At 65.3% G+C, this 19,211-nt stretch carries 24 protein-coding genes; 14 read left to right on the top strand and 10 right to left on the bottom strand.

Annotated features, from left to right (window positions below; translation table 11 throughout):
• Positions 1-22: 22 nt before the first annotated feature.
• The 7 genes from rfbC to ACMUJL_RS08195 all read left to right on the top strand — a co-directional run bounded on the left by rfbC (position 23) and on the right by ACMUJL_RS08195 (position 7,338).
• Complete coding sequence (rfbC, locus tag ACMUJL_RS08225) at positions 23-589, top strand: dTDP-4-dehydrorhamnose 3,5-epimerase (RefSeq protein ID WP_068291457.1); 567 nt, start codon at positions 23-25, stop codon at positions 587-589.
• A 3-nt stretch (positions 590-592) separates the two neighbouring features.
• Entirely contained in the window at positions 593-1,642 is a 1,050-nt protein-coding gene (rfbB, locus tag ACMUJL_RS08220; RefSeq protein ID WP_375569068.1) for a dTDP-glucose 4,6-dehydratase, read from the top strand.
• Positions 1,642-2,502: a dTDP-4-dehydrorhamnose reductase gene (gene rfbD, locus ACMUJL_RS08215; protein WP_375573972.1), complete on the top strand. Its 861-nt coding sequence runs from the start codon at positions 1,642-1,644 to the stop codon at positions 2,500-2,502. The genes rfbB and rfbD overlap by 1 nt, the downstream gene beginning before the upstream one ends.
• 1 nt (position 2,503) lies before the next feature.
• Positions 2,504-3,376, top strand: a complete 873-nt coding sequence (gene rfbA / locus ACMUJL_RS08210; RefSeq protein WP_068291452.1) for a glucose-1-phosphate thymidylyltransferase RfbA — start codon at positions 2,504-2,506, stop codon at positions 3,374-3,376.
• Positions 3,377-3,495: 119 nt separating this feature from the next.
• Positions 3,496-4,602, top strand: coding sequence for an NAD-dependent epimerase/dehydratase family protein (locus tag ACMUJL_RS08205; protein WP_375569070.1), 1,107 nt, complete (start codon positions 3,496-3,498; stop codon positions 4,600-4,602).
• 38 nt (positions 4,603-4,640) lie between these two features.
• Positions 4,641-5,450, top strand: a complete 810-nt coding sequence (locus tag ACMUJL_RS08200; RefSeq protein WP_375569072.1) for a sulfotransferase domain-containing protein — start codon at positions 4,641-4,643, stop codon at positions 5,448-5,450.
• On the top strand, positions 5,440-7,338 hold the full coding sequence (locus ACMUJL_RS08195) for a rhamnan synthesis F family protein (RefSeq protein WP_375569074.1): 1,899 nt from the start codon (positions 5,440-5,442) through the stop codon (positions 7,336-7,338). Before ACMUJL_RS08200 ends, ACMUJL_RS08195 begins: the two co-directional genes overlap by 11 nt.
• Positions 7,339-7,417: 79 nt before the next feature.
• Here the strand turns inward: ACMUJL_RS08195 and rpmE are convergent, their stop codons facing one another.
• The 3 genes from rpmE to trmD all read right to left on the bottom strand — a co-directional run bounded on the left by rpmE (position 7,418) and on the right by trmD (position 9,145).
• Positions 7,418-7,639, bottom strand: a complete 222-nt coding sequence (gene rpmE, locus ACMUJL_RS08190; protein WP_068291447.1) for a 50S ribosomal protein L31 — start codon at positions 7,637-7,639, stop codon at positions 7,418-7,420.
• Between the two features lie 11 nt (positions 7,640-7,650).
• Positions 7,651-8,034, bottom strand: coding sequence for a 50S ribosomal protein L19 (gene rplS / locus ACMUJL_RS08185; RefSeq protein WP_068291445.1), 384 nt, complete (start codon positions 8,032-8,034; stop codon positions 7,651-7,653).
• 265 nt (positions 8,035-8,299) lie between these two features.
• The gene (gene trmD / locus ACMUJL_RS08180) at positions 8,300-9,145 is read right to left on the bottom strand and encodes a tRNA (guanosine(37)-N1)-methyltransferase TrmD (RefSeq protein WP_375569077.1); all 846 of its coding nucleotides are present in this window, start codon (positions 9,143-9,145) and stop codon (positions 8,300-8,302) included.
• 104 nt (positions 9,146-9,249) lie between these two features.
• Between trmD and ACMUJL_RS08175 the strand changes: the two genes are divergently transcribed.
• Both ACMUJL_RS08175 and ACMUJL_RS08170 read left to right on the top strand, forming a co-directional pair.
• A complete protein-coding gene (locus tag ACMUJL_RS08175; RefSeq protein WP_375569079.1) occupies positions 9,250-10,203 on the top strand; it encodes a phosphotransferase in 954 nt (317 codons plus the stop codon).
• A 193-nt stretch (positions 10,204-10,396) separates the two neighbouring features.
• The gene (locus tag ACMUJL_RS08170) at positions 10,397-10,774 is read left to right on the top strand and encodes a hypothetical protein (protein ID WP_375569081.1); all 378 of its coding nucleotides are present in this window, start codon (positions 10,397-10,399) and stop codon (positions 10,772-10,774) included.
• A gap of 187 nt (positions 10,775-10,961) precedes the next feature.
• Here ACMUJL_RS08170 and rimM read toward each other — a convergent pair whose 3' ends face one another.
• The 6 genes from rimM to ffh are packed head-to-tail and all read right to left on the bottom strand — an operon-like array spanning position 10,962 to position 14,981.
• A complete protein-coding gene (gene rimM, locus ACMUJL_RS08165; protein WP_375569083.1) occupies positions 10,962-11,465 on the bottom strand; it encodes a ribosome maturation factor RimM in 504 nt (167 codons plus the stop codon).
• A 23-nt stretch (positions 11,466-11,488) separates the two neighbouring features.
• Positions 11,489-12,118 (bottom strand): 5,6-dimethylbenzimidazole synthase, encoded by a 630-nt coding sequence (bluB, locus tag ACMUJL_RS08160; RefSeq protein ID WP_375569085.1) that lies wholly within the window; start codon positions 12,116-12,118, stop codon positions 11,489-11,491.
• Positions 12,119-12,135: 17 nt separating this feature from the next.
• Positions 12,136-12,504 (bottom strand): 30S ribosomal protein S16, encoded by a 369-nt coding sequence (rpsP, locus tag ACMUJL_RS08155; RefSeq protein WP_068291433.1) that lies wholly within the window; start codon positions 12,502-12,504, stop codon positions 12,136-12,138.
• A gap of 57 nt (positions 12,505-12,561) precedes the next feature.
• Complete coding sequence (locus ACMUJL_RS08150) at positions 12,562-12,876, bottom strand: chorismate mutase (protein WP_375569087.1); 315 nt, start codon at positions 12,874-12,876, stop codon at positions 12,562-12,564.
• A complete protein-coding gene (locus ACMUJL_RS08145) occupies positions 12,873-13,463 on the bottom strand; it encodes a GNAT family N-acetyltransferase (protein WP_068291429.1) in 591 nt (196 codons plus the stop codon). Before ACMUJL_RS08145 ends, ACMUJL_RS08150 begins: the two co-directional genes overlap by 4 nt.
• Positions 13,464-13,466: 3 nt before the next feature.
• Positions 13,467-14,981, bottom strand: coding sequence for a signal recognition particle protein (ffh, locus tag ACMUJL_RS08140; RefSeq protein ID WP_068291427.1), 1,515 nt, complete (start codon positions 14,979-14,981; stop codon positions 13,467-13,469).
• 393 nt (positions 14,982-15,374) lie between these two features.
• On the opposite strand from ffh, the gene ACMUJL_RS08135 reads away from it, so the two are divergent.
• Entirely contained in the window at positions 15,375-16,286 is a 912-nt protein-coding gene (locus tag ACMUJL_RS08135) for a LysR family transcriptional regulator (RefSeq protein WP_068291425.1), read from the top strand.
• On the top strand, positions 16,283-17,191 hold the full coding sequence (locus ACMUJL_RS08130; protein WP_375569090.1) for a DMT family transporter: 909 nt from the start codon (positions 16,283-16,285) through the stop codon (positions 17,189-17,191). Before ACMUJL_RS08135 ends, ACMUJL_RS08130 begins: the two co-directional genes overlap by 4 nt.
• Here the strand turns inward: ACMUJL_RS08130 and ACMUJL_RS08125 are convergent.
• The gene (locus ACMUJL_RS08125; RefSeq protein ID WP_068291421.1) at positions 17,179-17,532 is read right to left on the bottom strand and encodes an ArsR/SmtB family transcription factor; all 354 of its coding nucleotides are present in this window, start codon (positions 17,530-17,532) and stop codon (positions 17,179-17,181) included. The two genes, ACMUJL_RS08130 and ACMUJL_RS08125, sit on opposite strands and share 13 nt — an antisense overlap.
• Positions 17,533-17,763: 231 nt before the next feature.
• Between ACMUJL_RS08125 and ACMUJL_RS08120 the strand changes: the two genes are divergently transcribed.
• The 3 genes from ACMUJL_RS08120 to ACMUJL_RS08110 all read left to right on the top strand — a co-directional run bounded on the left by ACMUJL_RS08120 (position 17,764) and on the right by ACMUJL_RS08110 (position 19,183).
• Positions 17,764-18,099, top strand: coding sequence for an AtpZ/AtpI family protein (locus tag ACMUJL_RS08120; RefSeq protein ID WP_068291419.1), 336 nt, complete (start codon positions 17,764-17,766; stop codon positions 18,097-18,099).
• A 17-nt stretch (positions 18,100-18,116) separates the two neighbouring features.
• Positions 18,117-18,869, top strand: a complete 753-nt coding sequence (locus ACMUJL_RS08115; protein ID WP_068291416.1) for a F0F1 ATP synthase subunit A — start codon at positions 18,117-18,119, stop codon at positions 18,867-18,869.
• Between the two features lie 77 nt (positions 18,870-18,946).
• Positions 18,947-19,183, top strand: a complete 237-nt coding sequence (locus tag ACMUJL_RS08110; RefSeq protein ID WP_008227326.1) for a F0F1 ATP synthase subunit C — start codon at positions 18,947-18,949, stop codon at positions 19,181-19,183.
• Positions 19,184-19,211: the final 28 nt, after the last annotated feature.

Below are 19,211 nucleotides of genomic sequence, written 5' to 3'. Positions count from 1 at the left end.
AGGTGAAACAATAGGTCACGACGTGAAAATTGAAAAAACACAGTTGCCCGGTGTTCTGATTCTGACCCCCGCCCGGTTCGGCGATGCGCGGGGCTTCTTTTCCGAAAGCTGGAATCGCAAGACCCTTGAAAATCATGGAATCACGCTGGATTTCGTGCAGGACAACCACTCGGTGTCGGCGCAGGTCGGCACGGTGCGGGGGCTGCATTTCCAGTCGCCGCCCCACGCGCAGGCCAAGCTGGTGCGCTGCGGCAAGGGCTGTCTGTTCGACGTGGCCGTCGACATCCGGCGCGGATCGCCCACCTATGGCCGCTGGATCGGCGAGGAGCTGTCATTCGAAAACGGCAAGCAGCTGCTGATCCCGGCCGGTTTCCTGCATGGCTTCGTCACCCGCGCGCCGGATACCGAGATCAATTACAAATGTACCGACTATTACGCCCCCGAATGTGACGGCGCGGTGCGGTATGATGACCCCGACATCGGGATCGACTGGGGCCTGCCCGCTGGCGTGACGCCGCTGCTGTCGGACAAGGACGCAAAGGCACCCTTGCTGCGCGATTTCGAATCCCCGTTCGTCTATGAGGGCTGAGGCATGAGACTTCTTGTAACCGGCGGGGCCGGCTTCATCGGATCCGCGGTGGTGCGCCTTGCCATGTCGCGCGGGCATGAGGTGATCAACCTCGATGCGCTGACCTATGCCGCCTGCCTGGAAAACGTGGCATCCGTGGCGGATGATCCGCGCTATGCGTTCGAGCAGGCCGACATTCGTGATCGCGCCGCACTGGACCGGATCTTTGCCGCCCACAAACCCGATGCGGTGATGCATCTGGCGGCCGAAAGCCATGTGGACCGGTCGATCGACGGACCCGGCGATTTCATCGAGACGAACATCACCGGCACCTACAACATGCTGGAAGCGGCGCGCGCCTACTGGACGACGCAGGGAAAACCCGCCGGGTTCCGATTCCACCACATCTCGACCGACGAGGTCTTCGGCTCGCTGCCCGCCGATCCGGCGGTGAAATTCACCGAAGACACGCCCTATGACCCGCGTTCGCCCTATTCCGCCTCCAAGGCGGCCAGCGACCATCTGGTGCGGGCCTGGGCCGAAACCTACGGCCTGCCCGTGGTGCTGACCAATTGTTCCAACAATTACGGCCCCTTCCATTTCCCCGAGAAACTGGTGCCGGTGATCATCCTGAACGCGCTGGCGGGCAAGCCGCTGCCGATCTACGGCGATGGCTCGAACATCCGGGATTGGCTGTTCGTCGAGGATCACGCCGATGCCCTGCTGCTGGTGCTGGAAAAGGGCGCGCTGGGCTGCAGCTACAACATCGGCGGCGAGAACGAACGCACCAATCTCGAACTCGTCCGCACGCTCTGCGCCATCCTGGACGATCTGCGTCCCAAGGCGGCGGGCTCCTATGCCGATCAGATCACCTTCGTGACCGACCGCCCCGGCCATGACGCGCGCTATGCCATTGATCCGTCGCGCATCCGCGCCGAACTGGGCTGGCGGCCCTCCGTCACCGTCGAGGAAGGCCTGCGCCGCACCGTGCAATGGTATCTGGATAACGAGGCATGGTGGCGCCCGCTGCAGGAACGCCACGGCGTCGGTCAGCGATTGGGGACCAAGGCATGATGCGCGTTCTTGTTTTCGGGCAGACCGGACAGGTCGCCACCGAACTGGCCCGGCAAGCCGCCCCCGACATGGCCATGACCTGCCTGGGCCGCGACCGCGCCGATCTGTCTGACCCTGCCGCCTGCGCCGCCGCCATCGCGGCCTCTGACGCCGATGTGGTGATAAACGCAGCCGCCTACACGGCCGTGGACCGCGCCGAATCCGAAGAGGATCTGGCGACCACGATCAACGGCACGGCCCCCGGTGCAATGGCCGCCGCCTGCAAGGCCGCAGGCATCCCCTTCCTGCATGTCTCGACCGATTATGTCTTTGACGGCAGCGGCACCCGGCCATGGCAGCCTGACGATGCCACCGGCCCGCTGGGCGCCTATGGCCGGTCGAAACTGGCGGGCGAACAGGCGGTGCGCGCGGCAGGCGGCGCTCATGCGCTCATGCGCACCTCTTGGGTGTTTTCCGCCCATGGCGCGAATTTCGTGAAAACCATGCTGCGTCTTGGGGCCGAACGCGACAAGCTGACCATCGTCGCCGATCAGATCGGTGGCCCGACGGCGGCCGCCGATATCGCGGCGGCCCTGCTGACCATGGCGCGCGCCTTCCACGCAGGTCAGGGCACCACCGGCACCTATCATTTCAGCGGCGCCCCCGATGTCAGCTGGGCCGATTTCGCGCGCGCGATCTTCGTGCAGGCAGGGCTGGCCTGCGCGGTCGAGGACATTCCGACCTCGGCCTATCCCACGCCTGCGCGCCGTCCGGGCAACTCCCGGATGGACTGCACAGGCTTGACCCGTGATTTCGGCATCAAAAGGCCCGATTGGCGCGCAAGCCTGGCCAGTGTAATGAGTGACTTGAAGGAGAATTGAGATGACGCAGCGCAAGGGTATCATCCTCGCAGGGGGGTCGGGCACGCGCCTCTATCCCATCACCATGGGCCTGTCCAAGCAGCTTCTGCCGATCTACGACAAGCCGATGATCTACTATCCGCTCAGCGTGCTGATGCTGGCCGGTATCCGCGAGATCGCGATCATCACCACCCCCGAGGATCAGGACCAGTTCCAGCGTCTGCTGGGCGACGGCAGCCAATGGGGCGTCTCCTTCACCTATATCACGCAGCCATCCCCGGATGGTCTGGCCCAGGCCTATATCCTGGCCGAGGATTTCCTGGCCGGCGCCCCCTCTGCCATGGTGCTGGGCGACAATATCTTCTTCGGCCACGGCCTGCCCGAACTGCTTGAAGAGGCGGACAGCCATCCCACCGGCGGCACCGTCTTCGGCTATCGCGTCAGCGACCCCGAACGCTACGGCGTGGTGCATTTCGATGCCGAAGGGCGCGTTGTCTCGATCATCGAAAAGCCGGAAAAGCCCGCTTCGAACTATGCGGTCACCGGGCTTTATTTCCTTGACGGCACCGCCCCGGAAAAGGCGCGCAAGGTCAAACCATCCCCGCGTGGCGAGCTTGAGATCACGTCGCTTCTGGAAATGTACCTGGCCGACGGCACCTTGTCGGTCAAGCGCATGGGGCGCGGCTATGCATGGCTGGATACCGGCACCCATGGCAGCCTTCTGGATGCGGGCAATTTCGTGCGCACGCTGGAAAAACGTCAGGGCATGCAAACCGGCTGCCCCGAGGAAATCGCCTTCGATCACGGCTGGATCACCCGCGAGGCGCTGGCCGCGCTGGCGGCGAAATTCGCCAAGAACGATTACGGCAAATACCTCAAGCAGCTGCTGGACTAACCCGATCTTAAGGCACGGCTGGCAGGATGCAGGCTCGGGCTTGCGTCCTCATGCCGTGATCCTCCTGATCTGTCATGGCCATGATGACCCTGCCGCTCAACGGTTCTGGGGATTCTGTCATGACGACCGGAAAGACGATGCTGATCACGGGTGGGGCGGGCTTCATCGGATCGCGCCTTGCCATTGCGCTGGCCGCGCGGCACCGGGTGCGGATCTTCGACAATTTCGCGGCCCAGGCCCATCCTGCCCCTGCCGCGACGCGCATTGCCCTCGCGCGGGCCGGGGTCAGGGTGATCACCGGCGACATGCGTGATCCTGCCGCGTTGGGCGCTGCCCTGTCCGATACCCGGCCCGATGTGATCCTGCATCTGGCGGCCGAAACCGGAACCGGGCAATCCTTCAGCCAGCCTGCCCACTATGTGCAGGTCAATGTCCTTGGCACCGCCCATCTGGCCGAGGCTGTGCGCCGCCACGCCCCCGGCCTGCAACGCCTTGTGCTGGCCAGCACCCGTGCGGTCTATGGCGAAGGGGCCTGCATCGATGAAAGCGGCCAGCGCGCGCAGGCCGTTCCGCGCCGGTCGGACGACATGGCGCTGGGGCGTTTCGGTTTGCTGGGACGCGAGGGGCAGCCGCTTGTGCCAGTTCCAAGCGATGCCGATTGTCCGGCGGCCCCCGCCTCGATCTATGCGGCGACAAAGCTGATGCAGGAACATCTGCTCCGGCAGGCGTTCTGGGGCAGTGCGACGCAGGTGGGCGTTCTGCGGCTGCAGAATGTTTATGGCCCCGGCCAGTCGCTCGACAATCCCTATACCGGCGTGCTGTCCATCTTCTGCCGCCAGATCCTCGAGGGGCAGCGCCTTTCGATCTACGAAGATGGGCAGATCACGCGCGATTTCGTCATGATCGACGATGTGGTGCGCGCCTTCGTGATGATGGTCGAAGCCCCGGCCATGCCGCAGGTGACGCTTGATATCGGATCAGGTCAGGGCATCACCCTGCTGGAGGTGGCGCGCCGGCTGTTGACCTGCCTGGGCGCATCCCGCGACATGTTGCAGGTGACGGGCGCCTTTCGCCCCGGCGATATCCGTCATGCAGTGGCCGACATCGGCAAGGCCCGCGCGCAACTCGGCTGGGCGCCGCGCGTCCCGCTTGATGCGGGCCTCATGGCCCTGGCGCGGTGGTCGGGCCGTCAGCTGCGCCAGCCCGCCGCCCGGGCCAGCGCCTGAACAGGGGGGCGCGGCACGTGACGCTCTTGCCTGAACCGATGACGGATGCCCCGCAGGTCCGGGGGCGGGGCATGCCCGGCTGCGATCTCCTGGTGGGGCTGCATTCCTTTCCCAAAAGCGGCAATACATGGCTGCGCGCCATCCTCGCCGGGATCATCGGCCTTCCGGCTGACAGGGGTCGGATGGCCGAATACCTGGTCGATATCCACATGGGGCAGCGCATCGGTCAGCGGCCTTGGCGCTTTGCGGGCCGGACATGGTGTTTCTACAAATCCCACAACATGGACCCCTGCGTGCTGCAGGACGGGCAGGTGATCCATCCCGACCGTATTTTCTATATCTATCGCCATCCGCTGGATGTCTTCATGTCCTACCTGAATTACCTGTCCGGCAATGTCACGGCCCTGTCCGGGAAGGTGTTCGGCTTTGCCTTCGACCGGGTCGAGGATCTGACCCCCGACCAGATGGAACAGCTTTTTCGCAGGTTCCTGATCCACGGCACCTTCGATCCGCGCGCCGCCAACCCCTTTGGCAACCTCTTCGACAGCATCGACAGGTTCAGGACGCTGCAGGCCCAAGGGCGTCCCGTCCATGTGCTGCGCTACGAGGATCTGAGCGATGATTTCAACGCCACCGTACAAGGGATCTGCGCCTTTCTCGAACTGCCGCTCGACCCCGGCGGGATCGAGCGTATTCGCGGATCTGCGGACAGCCTGACCAGTGGCGACGGGCGGTTCTTCTGGAAACGCAAGGTCGGCACCCATGCAAGTTATCTCACGGCAGGACAGATCGACCGGTTCTGGGATCGGCATGGGCACCGGATGAAGGCGCTGGGCTATGCGCGCTGACGCACCCGGCGCCGCGACTTGCGTGGCCGCGATCTACGTAATCCGGCACCGTACCGAAACCATGGCGCATGTGCGGCTGGCGCTGACCGAACTGATGGAGATGGTGCCCCATCTTCTGATCGTGACGGATCATGCGGCGTTGGCGCAAACCGCATCGGCGCTGCGGGATCTGGACCCGGACGGGCGCATGCGCCTCATAGGCTGCAGCCGCGACCGTTCGATCCTGTCGGCCTATCGCGCGGGGCTCGGGGCGCTGGCGGGGCAGGGTGTGCCGCGCGGCGCGGTTTTCCTGACGGGCTATCACGTGTTCGGTCCGATCCGCCCCGGCGGATGGCGGGAATTGCCCATGGAGGCGGATCTGCTGGCGCCCTACTGGCACCGGGCGGCCGATGATCCGCGCCTGCAATACCGCCCCGACATGCCCGCGCGCCTGCCTTGCCTTGACATGGCGATCCTGTCCGCCGACCTGCTGGAGGATCCGGCGCTCATACGGGTCTGGGACAGCCTGCCGCCCTTCACCGACAGCTGGGACGAGGTCGAGCGTGGCCTTGTGCCGCTGGCGCGCGCCCTGCGCGATACGGGGCGGCGCATCGCCTATGCCCTGCCGGACGACGCGCTGGATACCGTCGATCCCCGCCATTGCGAGGTGGACAGGCTGGTGGCGCTGGGCGCGCCCTGCCTGCCGGTATCGATCCTGACGCTGGACCCGCTGCTGCATGACCTGAACGGGATCGACCTGCGTGCTGCACTTGATCGGCTGCGTCACCTCAACCCCGACCTCTACCATGCCGTGATCGCCTTTGCCTGTGCGCGGGTGCCGCTGCGCGCCTTCACCACCATTGCCGATCAATACGAAATCCTCAGCCCGCATTATCCGTCGGACCGCATGGACTGGGGTTTCGGGCGCGTCGCGGTCTTCATCCACGCCTTCTATGCCGCCATGATGCCCGAGTTCTGGGAAAGAATCGCCCGATTTCCCATGCCCGCGCATCTCTTCATCAGCACCGCCGCCAGGGATGATCAACGCGCCATCGCGGCCTTTCTGGACGCGCAAGGCTGGCCGCGCGCCGACCGGACCATCCGCGTGGTCGACCAGAACCGGGGACGGGACATGTCCGCGCTGTTCATCACCTTTCGCGATGTGGCCCTGTCGGGCGACTACCGGATCGGGTTGCGCCTGCATTCCAAGCGCACGCCGCAAGTCTCGCCGCAGGTCGCGCGTGGCTTCAAGGCGCATCTGTTCGACAATCTGCTGCCATCCCCGGCCGCGATCCGCCAGATCCTCGACCGGTTCGAGGCCGAGCCTGACATCGGCCTCATGATCCCGCCCGTGATCCATGTGGGTTTCGGCACGCTGGGCCACGCCTGGTATGCCAACCGCCCGGCAGCGCATGATCTTTGCGCGCGCCTGGGCCTCACCGTCCCGCTGGACGCCCATACGCCCGTCGCGCCCTATGGCACGATGTTCTGGTTTCGGATCGATGCGCTGCGCCCCCTCTTCGAACATCCATGGCGGTGGCAGGATTACAACCCCGAGCCCAACCACGTGGACGGCGGCCTCGCCCATGTGCAGGAACGGCTGATCGGCTATGTCGCGCAATCGCGCGGGTTTCGCGTGCTGCAGGTGATGTCGCCCGTGCAGGCCGCGCGCAACTATGCCCGGCTGGAATACAAGATGCAGTTGTTCGCCGCGCGCCTTGCCTCGCATCACCTGCTGGATCAGATGGCGCAGCTTGATCGCCTTGCCGACACATGGCCCCTGCGCCTGCATCGCAGACTTGCGGCGGGCTACGGCCTGATCATCCGCCGTTTTCCTGCGGCACGGGCGCGTCTGCGACCACTGGCGCGCGGCATCTCGCGCCTGCTGGCCCCCGCGCATCGCGGCTGATCCCGCAACGCAGCCCCGCCAAGCAAAAACGCCGCCCCAGGGGGCGGCGTTTTCTGTCGTGCCGTACAAGGGGATGGGATCAGAAGCCCAGGCCCGCGTACTTGTTCTTGAACTTGGACACACGGCCGCCGGCATCCATCAGGCGGGTGCCGCCACCGGTCCATGCCGGGTGCACGGTGGGGTCGATGTCCAGCGCCAGCGTGTCGCCTTCCTTGCCCCAGGTCGAGTGCATCTGGAAGGTGGTGCCGTCGGTCATCTTGACGGTGATCATGTGATAATCGGGGTGGATGTCTTTTTTCATCGTGCCGATCCTTATGCTTCAGCGCCCGAACCGGGCTTGTAGTTTGCGACTTCGGCGATACGGGCGGATTTGCCACGACGCGCGCGCAGGTAATACAGCTTCGCACGACGCACGCGACCACGGCGCACGACGGTGATGCTGTCGATGTTGGTCGAATAGAGCGGGAACACACGTTCCACGCCTTCGCCAAAGGAAATCTTGCGGACCGTGAAGGAACCGGCAATGCCCTTGCCGTTCTTGCGGCTGATGCAGACGCCTTCGTAGTTCTGCACACGGCTACGGGTGCCTTCGGTCACTTTGTAGCCGACGCGAATTGTATCGCCGGCCTTGAAATCGGGAATCTCTTTCCCGAGGGCGGCGATCTGTTCCGCCTCGATCTGTGCGATCAGGTTCATCGCATTGCTCCTATTTGCTTGCGGTTTGTCCCGCAAAGTTTGCCACAACCCCAGAGCTCTTGGTCTTCAACCGGGTCCGCTTGCCGAAAGATCGGTGCGCCCGCCAGAGATCGGATCGTCGTTACTTGGTTCAGCACCCCTCCCGATATCGACCCCGAAGAAGGCGGCCATGGGAAAAAGCGACAGGTCCGATAGACTCAGAAAGCCCCGGACGCGCGGGTAATACCGGGCTGCGCCTGCTTTGGCAAGAACCGAATGGGGCGGATCAGCCCTGCGGCTTGCCCTTCCTGGCCTCATGCGCCTGCCACAGGTCGGGCCGCCGCTCTTGCGTGATCGCCTCGGATTGCGCGCGCCGCCATGCTGCGATCCGGGCATGGTTGCCCGACAGCAGCACTTCGGGGATCGGATGCCCGCGCCAGTCGGCGGGGCGGGTATATTGCGGATGCTCCAGCAACCCGTCGGAAAAGCTTTCTTCTTCGGTCGAGGCCGCATTGCCCAGAACGCCCGGCAACAGCCGCACTGTCGCGTCGATCAGCGCCATCGCCGCGATCTCGCCCCCGGTCATGACGAAATCGCCCAGGCTCACCTCTTCGATGTCATAGGCCTCAAGCACCCGCTCATCCACACCCTCGAACCGCCCGCACAGCAAGGTCACCCCATCCGCCGCCGCCAGCCGCCGCGCCATCTCTTGCGTCAGGGGCGCGCCGCGCGGGGAAAGGTAGATCACCGGCCAGCGCCCGCGCGCGGCCAATGCGGCCTCGTCCAGCGCATGGCCCAGCACATCGGGGCGCAGCACCATGCCCGCGCCACCCCCTGCCGGGGTGTCGTCGACATTGCGATGCTTGCCCTCGCCAAAACTGCGCAGGTCGATGGTCCGCAAGGACCAGCGCCCCTCGGCCAGCGCCTTGCCGGTCAGGCTTTCGCCCAGGATTCCCGGAAAGGCCTGCGGCAGCAGCGTGATGACCTGCGCCACCCAGGCCCCGGCCAGATCGGGGCTGTCCGTGATCAGCTCACGCGGGCGCAGCGTCGCACGGATGGATTTGCGGCCATGGGATTTGGCCGGGCTCGGGTTTTGCGGGGCAGGGCCCTCTGGATCGGACTGGTCGCTCATGGCTGTCCCCATAGCGGCTTTTTCCCCGGCGCAAAAGATGCCCGATTGCGGCCTCTGCAGGGCAGGCCTAGGGTGGCGCCGCTTCTGCAGGACCAGACCGACGCATGACCGATCTTCGCAACAGGCTGACCGAAGCGGCCCTGACGGCCTTGGCCGCGGCCGCTTTGCAGCTTGGGCGTGATCCGGCGGTTGCGCACACGCAGGTCCTGGCCGCCCGCCGCGAAGCGCGCGGCGGACGTGTTGCCTTGCTGATCCACGGCGAAGACGGACAGGAGGATCTTGTGCTCAAGCAGCGGCTGGGCGGCCAGCGCGACATGATCGGACCCGCTTGCCGTGCCTATGCCGGGGCCACCGCCGCTTTCGCGGACCAGCCGGGACTGGCGGTGCCGCGTCTGATCCTGGCGCTGCCCGACCATCAGGCGCTGATCCTGTCGCATTGTCCCGGTCAGGACGCGCGCAGCCTTCTGTCCGACAGCACCGATCCCGCCGATCATCTGGGCGTGATGCAGGCGGCAGGCCGTTGGCTGCGGGCGCTGCACAGGGGCCGGGCAGAGCCGCCCGCAGCCCATCATCCGGCGCCTGCGCTGCGCCGTCTGTTCCGCAACGCCCGCAATGCGCCGGCCCCGCGCCCCGATGCCTTTGCCGCCCATCTGAAACAGCTTGAGGGCCTGGCCACGCAGATGCAGGACCGCCCCCTGCCGCAGGCGGTGATCCACGGCGACATGACGCTGGGCAACCTGCTGATCGCCCCGGACCGGATCACCGGGATCGACCTTGAAAACGACCTTCCCGCCCCGGTCGCGCGGGACCTGGCAATGCTGCTGGTGGATCACGAAGTCTGGTTCGGCTTCCATCCCAAGGCGGTCACGGCCTTCTGGCAGGCCTATGGCACCGACCTGCGCCACGATCCCGCCCTGCGCTTCTTCATCGCGCTCCGTCTCGCGCGCCTCTGGCAAGAGATGCCGCCCGATCCCGAACGGGACACGCCGCGCCGCGCCCATGTCTGGGCCGGACTTCAGGCCATGTGCGACCGCCTGGCCGCCAGGGGCGCAAGCTGATCCTGGGTCGCCTGCGGCATCTGACCCGCGACGGTTTTCAGCCCCGAACCAGCCTCGGCCCCTCGAACCGTGCCTGTCAGCTTCTGGAAAGACCCGACAAACACGCATTCTGGTTTCATCATGCGGCCTTCGGTATCATGCGCAACGACGGCGGGTGACGCGCGCACCGGTCTGGATCGTGCAGCGAACAAGGATGAGCAAGATTTCGTCTGAAACACTATTTTTCGCCGGCATTTTCCTGGCGCTGCCCGGGGTGCTTCTGGCCCTGCGCTTTCTGTGGCGCAAACCGCAATGGTGGATGATCGTCACGTTGATCATCGCCGTCGGTTGGGCGGCTTGCCTTCTGTCCGTCATCACCCATTTCGACGACCTGTATCAGCGCGTGGAAGCCACCGACACCCCAAGCCCCGAGCTTCTGGACCAGGCATTTTCGGATGGTGGCCCCCTCGTTTTCGCGGCGCTTTTCGGATGGCTGATCGCCCTTGCCTATGCTGCGCCATGGTTTGTCCTGTTCTGGATGGCAACATGGCTGCGCAACCTGGTCCGACGATTCCGCAGGGCTGACGACTAAGGCACGTGCGCCGCAAAGGGCCGCGCCTTGCGTGACGGGATATGTTGGCATCCCGGACCGTGACGCCACGCCTGTGACAGGCGCTGTCCGAGGTGTTTTCGTTAAAATATGGTAAACGCGGCCGCGTAACCCTCTGATAACAAAGGGTGCGCAAAATGTCCCGTCGTGGGACGCCTCATGGCGCGCCCTAGAACAGCCCCTCGGGCGGATCCGCGATGATGCGACCGCTGGCCAGATCGACCGTCGGCACCGCCTCCAGCGTGAAGGGCAGCAGCACCGTGTCGGACGATCCGGGCACCTGCACTTCAAGGATGTCGCCCGCCCCGTGGTTCAACACGGCCTTGACCCGGCCCAGCGTGCTGCCGCCCGTATCCAGCACCGTCAGCCCGATCAGGTCGGCATGGTAATATTCATCGTCCGGCAGGGCGGGCAGACGGTCACGCGGCACGAAAAGCTTCATACCTTTCAGCGCGTCGGCCTCTTCCTTGGTGCCGACACCCGACAGGCGCACCAGCAATCCGTTGGGCAATTGTCCCGCAAGCGCCACATCGAAGCTGCGCTTGCCATCCTCGGTCGTCAGGGGGGCATATTCCCCGATCGCCAGCGGATCGGCGGTAAAGCTTTTCAGCCGCACCTCGCCCTTTACCCCGAAGGCACCGGCGATGGCCGCCACGCAGATCAGATCGCTCATCTCGAACCTCGTTCGTCTTTGTTTCAGCGCGTCTCGATCACCAGGGTGTCGCGCCGGACCTCCCAGCCGTGGCGCTCCAGCTCGGGTGTCTCGCTTTCGGCTTCCGGCCAGCCCACACACAGGTAAGCCACAAGGCGCCAGGCCTCGGGCGTGTCCAGATCCCGCGCCAGCCGCGCCGGATCAAGGATCGACACCCAGCCCACGCCAAGCCCGTGCGCCCGTGCCAGCAGCCAGAACTGCATGACCGAGGCGACGACGGAATAGCGCCGCATCTCGGGCATGGTGCCGGCACCAAGCCCATGGCCGGTTTCGGTGCCCTCGTCGCAGTAAACCGCCAGATGCACCGGCGCCTCGCGCATGCCCGACAGTTTCAGACCGGCATAAAGGGCCGCCCTGTCACCATCATAGCCTGCCAGCGCCTGCGCATTGGCCGCTTCGAAATTCGCAACCGCCGCCGCGCGCGCCGCCGCGGTCTGGACCCGGATCAGCCGCCAGGGCTGCGACAGGCCCACCGAGGGGGACAGCACAAATGCATCGAGGCAATGCATCAGCATTGCCTCGGGCACCGGGTCGGTGCGAAAGCGCCGCACGTCGCGACGCCAGCGCATCAGCGTGGTCAGTTGGTCCTGGAATGCCTTGTCGAAATCCTGCATTCCCGGCCCTCCCGGCCTTATTCCTCGGCTGCAGCCTCTTCGGCGGGCGCCGCTGCCTTGGCGGCCTTCTGCTCGGCGCGGTCCTTGGCTTTCTTGCCCGGCTCACCCTTCTTGGGGTTGCTGCGCTCGGTCTTGGGTGTCACGCCTGCGGCTTCCAGCATGCGCGCCACACGATCGGTGGTCTGTGCGCCCTGGGCCAGCCAATGCTTCACGCGGTCGATATCCATCTTCACGCGGTCTTCGCTGTCTTTCGGCAGCAGCGGGTTGTAGGTGCCCAGCTTCTCGATGAAGCGGCCATCGCGCGGCATGCGGCTGTCGGCGGCCACGATGCGGTAGAAGGGGCGTTTCTTGCTGCCGCCACGGGCCAGACGGATTTTCATTGCCATGTCAGTGTTCTCCTTTGGATGGCTTGGTCTGGCGGGATACCCCGCCATGTTGCTTTGTTATTGTTGGTGTTTCTTGTGGTGCTGGATGACTTCCTGAATGATGAACTGCAGGAAGGCCTTTGCGAATTCCGGGTCCAGATCGGCGTCCATGGCCAGCTGTTCCAGCCGGGCAATCTGGCGCGCCTCGCGATCGGGATCGGATGGGGGAAGGTCGTGCTGCGCCTTCAGGCGCCCCACGGCCTGGGTATGCTTGAACCGCTCGCCCAGCGTATAGACAAGGATCGCGTCCAGCCGGTCGATCGAGGCGCGATGCTCGCGCAGGATCTCGGCGGCGCGGGCAACGGCGTCCGTGGTCTTTGCTGATTGCGTCATGCGTAGGCCTCCACCGATCCGTCGCTGTCACTGTCCAGCGATTCCGGGCCGGGATGCCGATACAGCACCTCCTGCCCCATGTAGACATTCTGATAGGTCCGCTCGGCCCAGGCGCCCAGCCGTTCGGCCAGCGCGATCGAGCGGTCATTGCCCGGCACGATATTCGAGGTCAGCGTCATGAACCCAAGGTCGGCATAGGCCCATTCGCGGGCGCGGGTTGCCGCCTCAAGGGCGATGCCGCGCCCTTCGAAACCGTCGAACAGGGCCCAGCCCAGCTCGGGCTCCGGCCAGCCGTCCGGGTTCCAGATGCCGGTGATGCCGGCCACTTCGCCGGTGTCGCGATCCTCGATGGTGAAATAGCCGTAACCGTGGATATGCCAGTGCCCCACGTTCAGCCCGAACCACCGCCACGCGTCATGCCGGTTGTCATAGGATCCGAAACCCCAGGACCGGTCGCGATCCGTCAGAAAGGTGATCATCGGCTCGATATCGCCATGCTCGGGTCCGCGCAGCACAAGGTTGCGCGTCTCGAGGCGCGGCGCTTGGGTCAGCGGACCCTTTGAATGGGGATATGCAGGGGCTTGCATCACTTACTTCTTCTTTCCGAATCCGCTCAGACCACCCGGCAGCTTCATGCCGCCCAGACCGCCCATGCCGCCCAGCCCGCCGGGCAGCTTGTTGCCCATCGCCTTGGCAGCCGCTTCCAGCGCCTTGGGGTCCATCTGCGCGGGATCCATCCCCTCGGGCATGCCGCCCTTGCCCATCATGCCCTTCATGGCCTGCTTGAGCATGCCGCCTTTGCCCATCTTGCCCATCTTCTTCATCATGTCCGCCATCTGGCGGTGCATCTTCAGAAGCCGGTTCAGGTCCGACACATCCATGCCGGCGCCCGCCGCGATCCGCTTTTTCCGGCTGGCCTGCAGCAGGGCGGGGTTGGCGCGTTCCTTCTTGGTCATGGACTGGATCAATGCGATCTGCTGCTTCAGGATGCGGTCGTCAAAGCCCGCGTCCTTCACCTGTGCGGCCATCTTGCCCATGCCGGGCATCATGCCCATGATGGATTCCATGCCCCCCATCTTCAGCATCTGTTCCAGCTGCGTGCGCAGGTCGTTCATGTTGAACTGACCCTTCTGGAAGCGCTTCATCATCCGCTCGGCCTGTTCGGCCTCGATGGTTTCCTGCGCCTTCTCGACCAGGGCCACGATATCGCCCATGCCAAGGATGCGGCCCGCGATCCGCTGCGGCTCGAATGTCTCGAGCGCGTCCATCTTCTCGCCCAGACCGACGAAGCGGATCGGCTTGCCGGTCACCGCCCGCATCGACAGCGCCGCACCGCCGCGCCCGTCACCGTCCATCCGGGTCAGGATCACGCCGGAAATGCCGACCTTGGCGTCGAATTCCTCGGCCACTTCGACGGCCACCTGACCGGTCAGGCCATCGACCACCAGCAGCGTCTCGCGCGGCTTGACCGCGTCGCGCACATCCTCGACCTCCTGCATCAGGGTCTGGTCGATCTGCAAGCGGCCCGCGGTATCCAGAAGGTAGACGTCATAGCCGCCAAGGCTGGCCTGCGTCTTGGCGCGCTTGGCAATCTGCACGGCGCTTTCGCCCGCCACGATCGGCAGGGTATCCACGCCGATCTGCTGGCCCAGGATCTGGAGCTGCTGCATCGCGGCCGGGCGGTAGATGTCCAGCGAGGCCATCAGCACCCGCTTGCCGTCCCGCTCCTTCAGCCGCTTGGCCAGCTTGCCCGTGGTGGTGGTCTTGCCCGAACCCTGCAGACCGACCATCAGGATCGGGGCAGGTGGGTTGTCGATCTTCAAGGCGCCGGGATCTTCGGCACCCGTCAGCGTATCGACCAGCGCATCATGCACGATCTTGACGACCTGCTGGCCGGGTGTGACCGATTTCGTCACCGCCTGGCCGGTGGCCTTGGCCTGCACCGCCGCCACGAAATCGCGCGCCACGGGCAGCGACACATCCGCTTCCAGCAGGGCCACGCGCACCTCGCGCAGGGCGGTTTTCACATCCTCTTCGGACAGCGCACCCTGCCGGGTCAGCCGGTCAAAGACACCAGAGAGGCGTTCGGACAGATTTTCAAACATCTCGACGGCTCCTTTGCCCGTTGCGATATGACACCCCAGATAGGAAAGTGCCGGCCCATTTGCCAGACGGCACCCCGTTCCGGGCCCCGCGTTTCCCCATGACCAAGGCGTCAAAACCGAAATGGCCCCCGTGGGCGCAACGCGCTGACGGGGGGCGATCCCGGGCCAAGCCCATGGGACCGGAAGTTCTGACAGACCTCCGGGATGGCGCAGGCTTTAGGCGCGCCGGTCGGCAAAGTCAAGCAGCAAGGCCTCCGAACCCTTCGGCATCCCCGCTGCCCCCCTTGTGTCTTTCGCCCTTGTCTTCGCGCCTTGCCCGCGTTTCTATCGCGATATGTTCGCTGACGCACAGATCAGCCCCGACTCCGACCCAAGCCCGAGGAGACCCCGCCAATGGATAACTGGGACGAGATCCGCACAGCCTATCACGTGGCCCGGCTGGGCACGGTCAGCGGCGCGGCCGAAGTGCTGGGCGTGCACCATGCCACCGTGATCCGTCACATTGACGCGCTCGAACAGCGCCTCGGCGTGAAACTGTTCCAGCGTCACCCGCGCGGCTATACCGCGACCGAGGCGGGCGAGGATCTGCTGCGTGTCGCGGCGGCCACCGACGATCAGTTCGCGCAGCTCGCCGGGCGCATCAAGGGGCGCGGTCAGGACGTGACGGGCGAGCTGGTGATCACCTCTCTGGCCGGCCTTGACGGTCTGATCCTGCCGGTGCTGGCCGCCTTTCGCGCGGCCCATCCCGGGATCGTTCTGCGCTATCTCACCGGCGAACGCCTGTTCCGCCTCGAATACGGCGAGGCGCATGTCGCCATCCGCGCCGGCGCCGTGCCCGACCAGCCCGACAACGTGGTGCAGCCCTTCATCAACCTCTCGCCCGCCCTTTACGCGGCGCCCGCCTATGCCGACCGGCACGGCCTGCCCGATACCCCCGAGGATCTGACCCGCCACTTCTTTGTCGCCAACGATGATCGCACGAACCGCGCGCCCTTCAACCAATGGCTCTGGAACACGATCCCCCAAGATAATGTGATCTTCCGCAGCACCGACATGAGCGCGCTGGAAATGGCCGTGGTGCGGGGCATGGGGATCGGCTTTCTCAGCCAGTGGGAGGCCGACGCCCATCCCGACCTGCTGGAGATCGCGCCCCCCCGCCCCGAATGGGAGGCATCGCTGTGGCTGGTCACCCATGTCGATCTGCATCGCACGACCAAGGTGCAAAGCTTCCTGTCCTTCCTCAAGGCCCATGCGCGCGGCCAGTCCGCCGACGCCGGCGCGGCCACCGGACCCGACGCGCCATGACAGGGCAGGCGCGCGGCCACCTTGCGATGCTGACCTTCTCGGCCCTGGTCGCGGGCAGCTTTTCGCTGGGTGTGCTGGCCGCCCCCCATATCGACCCCGCCGCCCTGACGGCGCTGCGCTTCTGGCTGGCCGCCGCCATCGTCGGCACGGCGGCGGCGCTGACCACGGGCTTTCCGCGCCGCGCCCTGCAGGCGCCCTGGCGCTATCTTTTGCTCGGCGGCACCTTCGGCATCTATTTCGTGCTGATGTTCGAAGGGCTCAAGACCGCGCAGGCCGTGTCGGCCTCGGCGGTCTTTACCCTCACGCCCGTGATCTCGGGCATCGCGGGCTGGTTCCTGCTGCGCCAGGTGACCACGCCGCGCATGGCGCTGGCGCTGGCCATCGGCGCCGCCGGTGCGGTCTGGGTGATCTTCCGCGCCGATCTGGAGGCGCTCGCCCGGTTCGAGATCGGCAAGGGCGAGGCGATCTTCTTCTTCGGCTGCATCGCCCATGCCGTCTACACGCCCATGGTGCGCAGGCTGAACCGGGGCGAGCCGCCGGTCGTCTTCACCTTCGGGATGCTGCTTGGCGGCGGCCTTCTGGTCACCGCCTGGGCCTGGCCCGCGATCCGCGCCACCGATTGGGCCGCTCTGCCCGGCATCGTCTGGATCACGCTGGCCTATGTCTCGGTCTTCGCCAGCGCCGGCACCTTCGTGCTGCTGCAATACGCCACGCTGCACCTGCCATCGGCCAAGGTGATGGCCTATACCTATCTCACGCCCAGCTGGGTGATCGCGCTGGAATTCGCCTTGGGCAACGGGCTGCCCACGCCCTGGGTGCTGGGCGGTGTCGCGCTGACCGTGCTGGCGCTTCTGCTTTTGCTGCGCGATGACGAGGCGAGGGCCCCGATCCCTCAGTCGCCCTGAAAAGGGGCTTCGCTCGCATCCTGCTGCAACTCGGCTTCCAGGAACCGCTCGAACGCATCCAGGTTCACCGGCTCGAACTGCCCGAAACCCTGCATCCAGACGCTGGCGGCGCGCAGCGCATCCGGCTCCAGCTTGCACCATTTGACGCGGCCGCGCTTTTCCTGCGTGATCAGCCCGGCGCCCGCCAGGATGGCCAGGTGCTTGGAAATCCCCGCAAGGCTCATCTCGAAGGGTTCGGCCACATCGGTCACGGCCATGTCATCCTCCAGCAGCATCGTCAGGATGGCGCGGCGGGTCGGATCGGCAAGGGCCGCAAAGACGGTATCAAGCGCATCGGTCATTGCGCCATTAAGCCCGCGCCCGGCCGATCGTCAACCGGATGGTTGAATATGCCGATCCCGCACCTGCAACCGCCACGGCGGCTGCGACAGAGTCCCGCGCCTGTTTCTTCTTGCTATAAATATCCAATAAAACAACGGCTTGCGCCGGGTGCCGCGCTGCGGCGGGGGCGCTTGACTCAGGGCCGCCCTGCGCATAGCAATGCGCCAAACATCCAAGGGGGTGCTTTTCGCATGACCGATCCCGATCAGCAGCGGCAACTGGCCGAGCTTGAGGCAAGGATCGCGGCGGCAAAAGCGGCTCAGGCGCCCAGGCCCCGCGCGGATGAACACTACTCTCAGGCCAACCTTGCCTGGCGGATGGTGATCGAACTCGTGGCCGGTCTGGGGATCGGTTTCGGCATCGGATACGGGCTGGACAGCCTGTTCGGGACGCTCCCGATCTTCCTGGTGCTCTTTACATTGCTGGGCCTTGCGGCGGGGGTGAAGACGATGCTCCGCTCCGCGCAAGAGATCCAGAAGGACAAGCTGGCCCAAGAGGCCGACAAGACAGGTGCCCCGCGGGGCTGACGGCAAGAGGACAAGTCATGGCGACGGACGCAAATGCAGAAGGCGGTCTGGTGTTCCACCCGATGGACCAGTTCATCGTGAAGCCGCTGTTCGGTGGCGACGCGGTACATTGGTACACCCCCACCAACGCGACGCTCTGGATGGTTCTGGCGATCGTCGGCATCACCGCGATGCTGGTGCTGGGCACCTCGCGCCGCGCCATCATCCCCTCGCGCAGCCAGTCCATCGGCGAACTGGCCTACGGCTTCATCTACAAGATGGTCGAGGACGTGACCGGCAAAGACGGGGTCAAGTATTTCCCCTACATCATGACGCTGTTCATGTTCATCGTCTTCTCGAACTTCCTGGGCCTGCTGCCCATGGCCTTCACGCCGACCAGCCACATCGCGGTCACCGCGGTCATGGCCTTCGCCGTGTTCATCGCGGTCACGGTTCTGGGCTTCGTCAAGAACGGCGCGTCTTTCCTGGGCCTTTTCTGGGTGTCCAGCGCGCCTCTGGCGCTGCGCCCGATCCTGGCACTGATCGAAATCATCAGCTACTTCGTGCGCCCGGTCAGCCACTCCATCCGTCTTGCGGGCAACATGATGGCCGGCCACGCCGTGATCAAGGTTTTCGCAGGCTTCGCCGCGATCACCGCCATCGCACCGCTGTCGGTCGTGGCCATCACCGCCATGTACGGGCTCGAGGTTCTGGTGTCGTTCATCCAGGCCTATGTGTTCACCATTCTGACCTGCGTCTACCTCAAGGATGCGCTGCATCCGCACCACTGACGCGGGATACCAAACACCGGGGCGGTGCTGTCCGCCCCTTACCCTGATCACCACCATTCCATCGTAAGGAGAAAATCATGGAAGGCGATATCGTACAAATGGGCGCATACATCGGCGCGGGTCTGGCATGCATGGGCATGGGCGGCGCGGCAGTCGGTGTGGGCAATGTGGCCGGCAACTACCTGGCGGGCGCCCTGCGCAACCCGTCGGCCGCAGCAGGTCAGACCGCGACCCTGTTCATCGGCATCGCATTCGCAGAAGCACTGGGGATCTTCTCGTTCCTCGTCGCTCTGCTGCTGATGTTCGCCGTCTGAGCCCTGACGGAACATATCCTTACGCGCG

It is taken from the genome of Seohaeicola sp. (assembly GCF_048006315.1).
Lineage (GTDB): Bacteria > Pseudomonadota > Alphaproteobacteria > Rhodobacterales > Rhodobacteraceae > Seohaeicola.
Note: the sequence above shows the minus strand (reverse complement) of the source record. Positions and strands in the feature narration are given on the sequence as shown.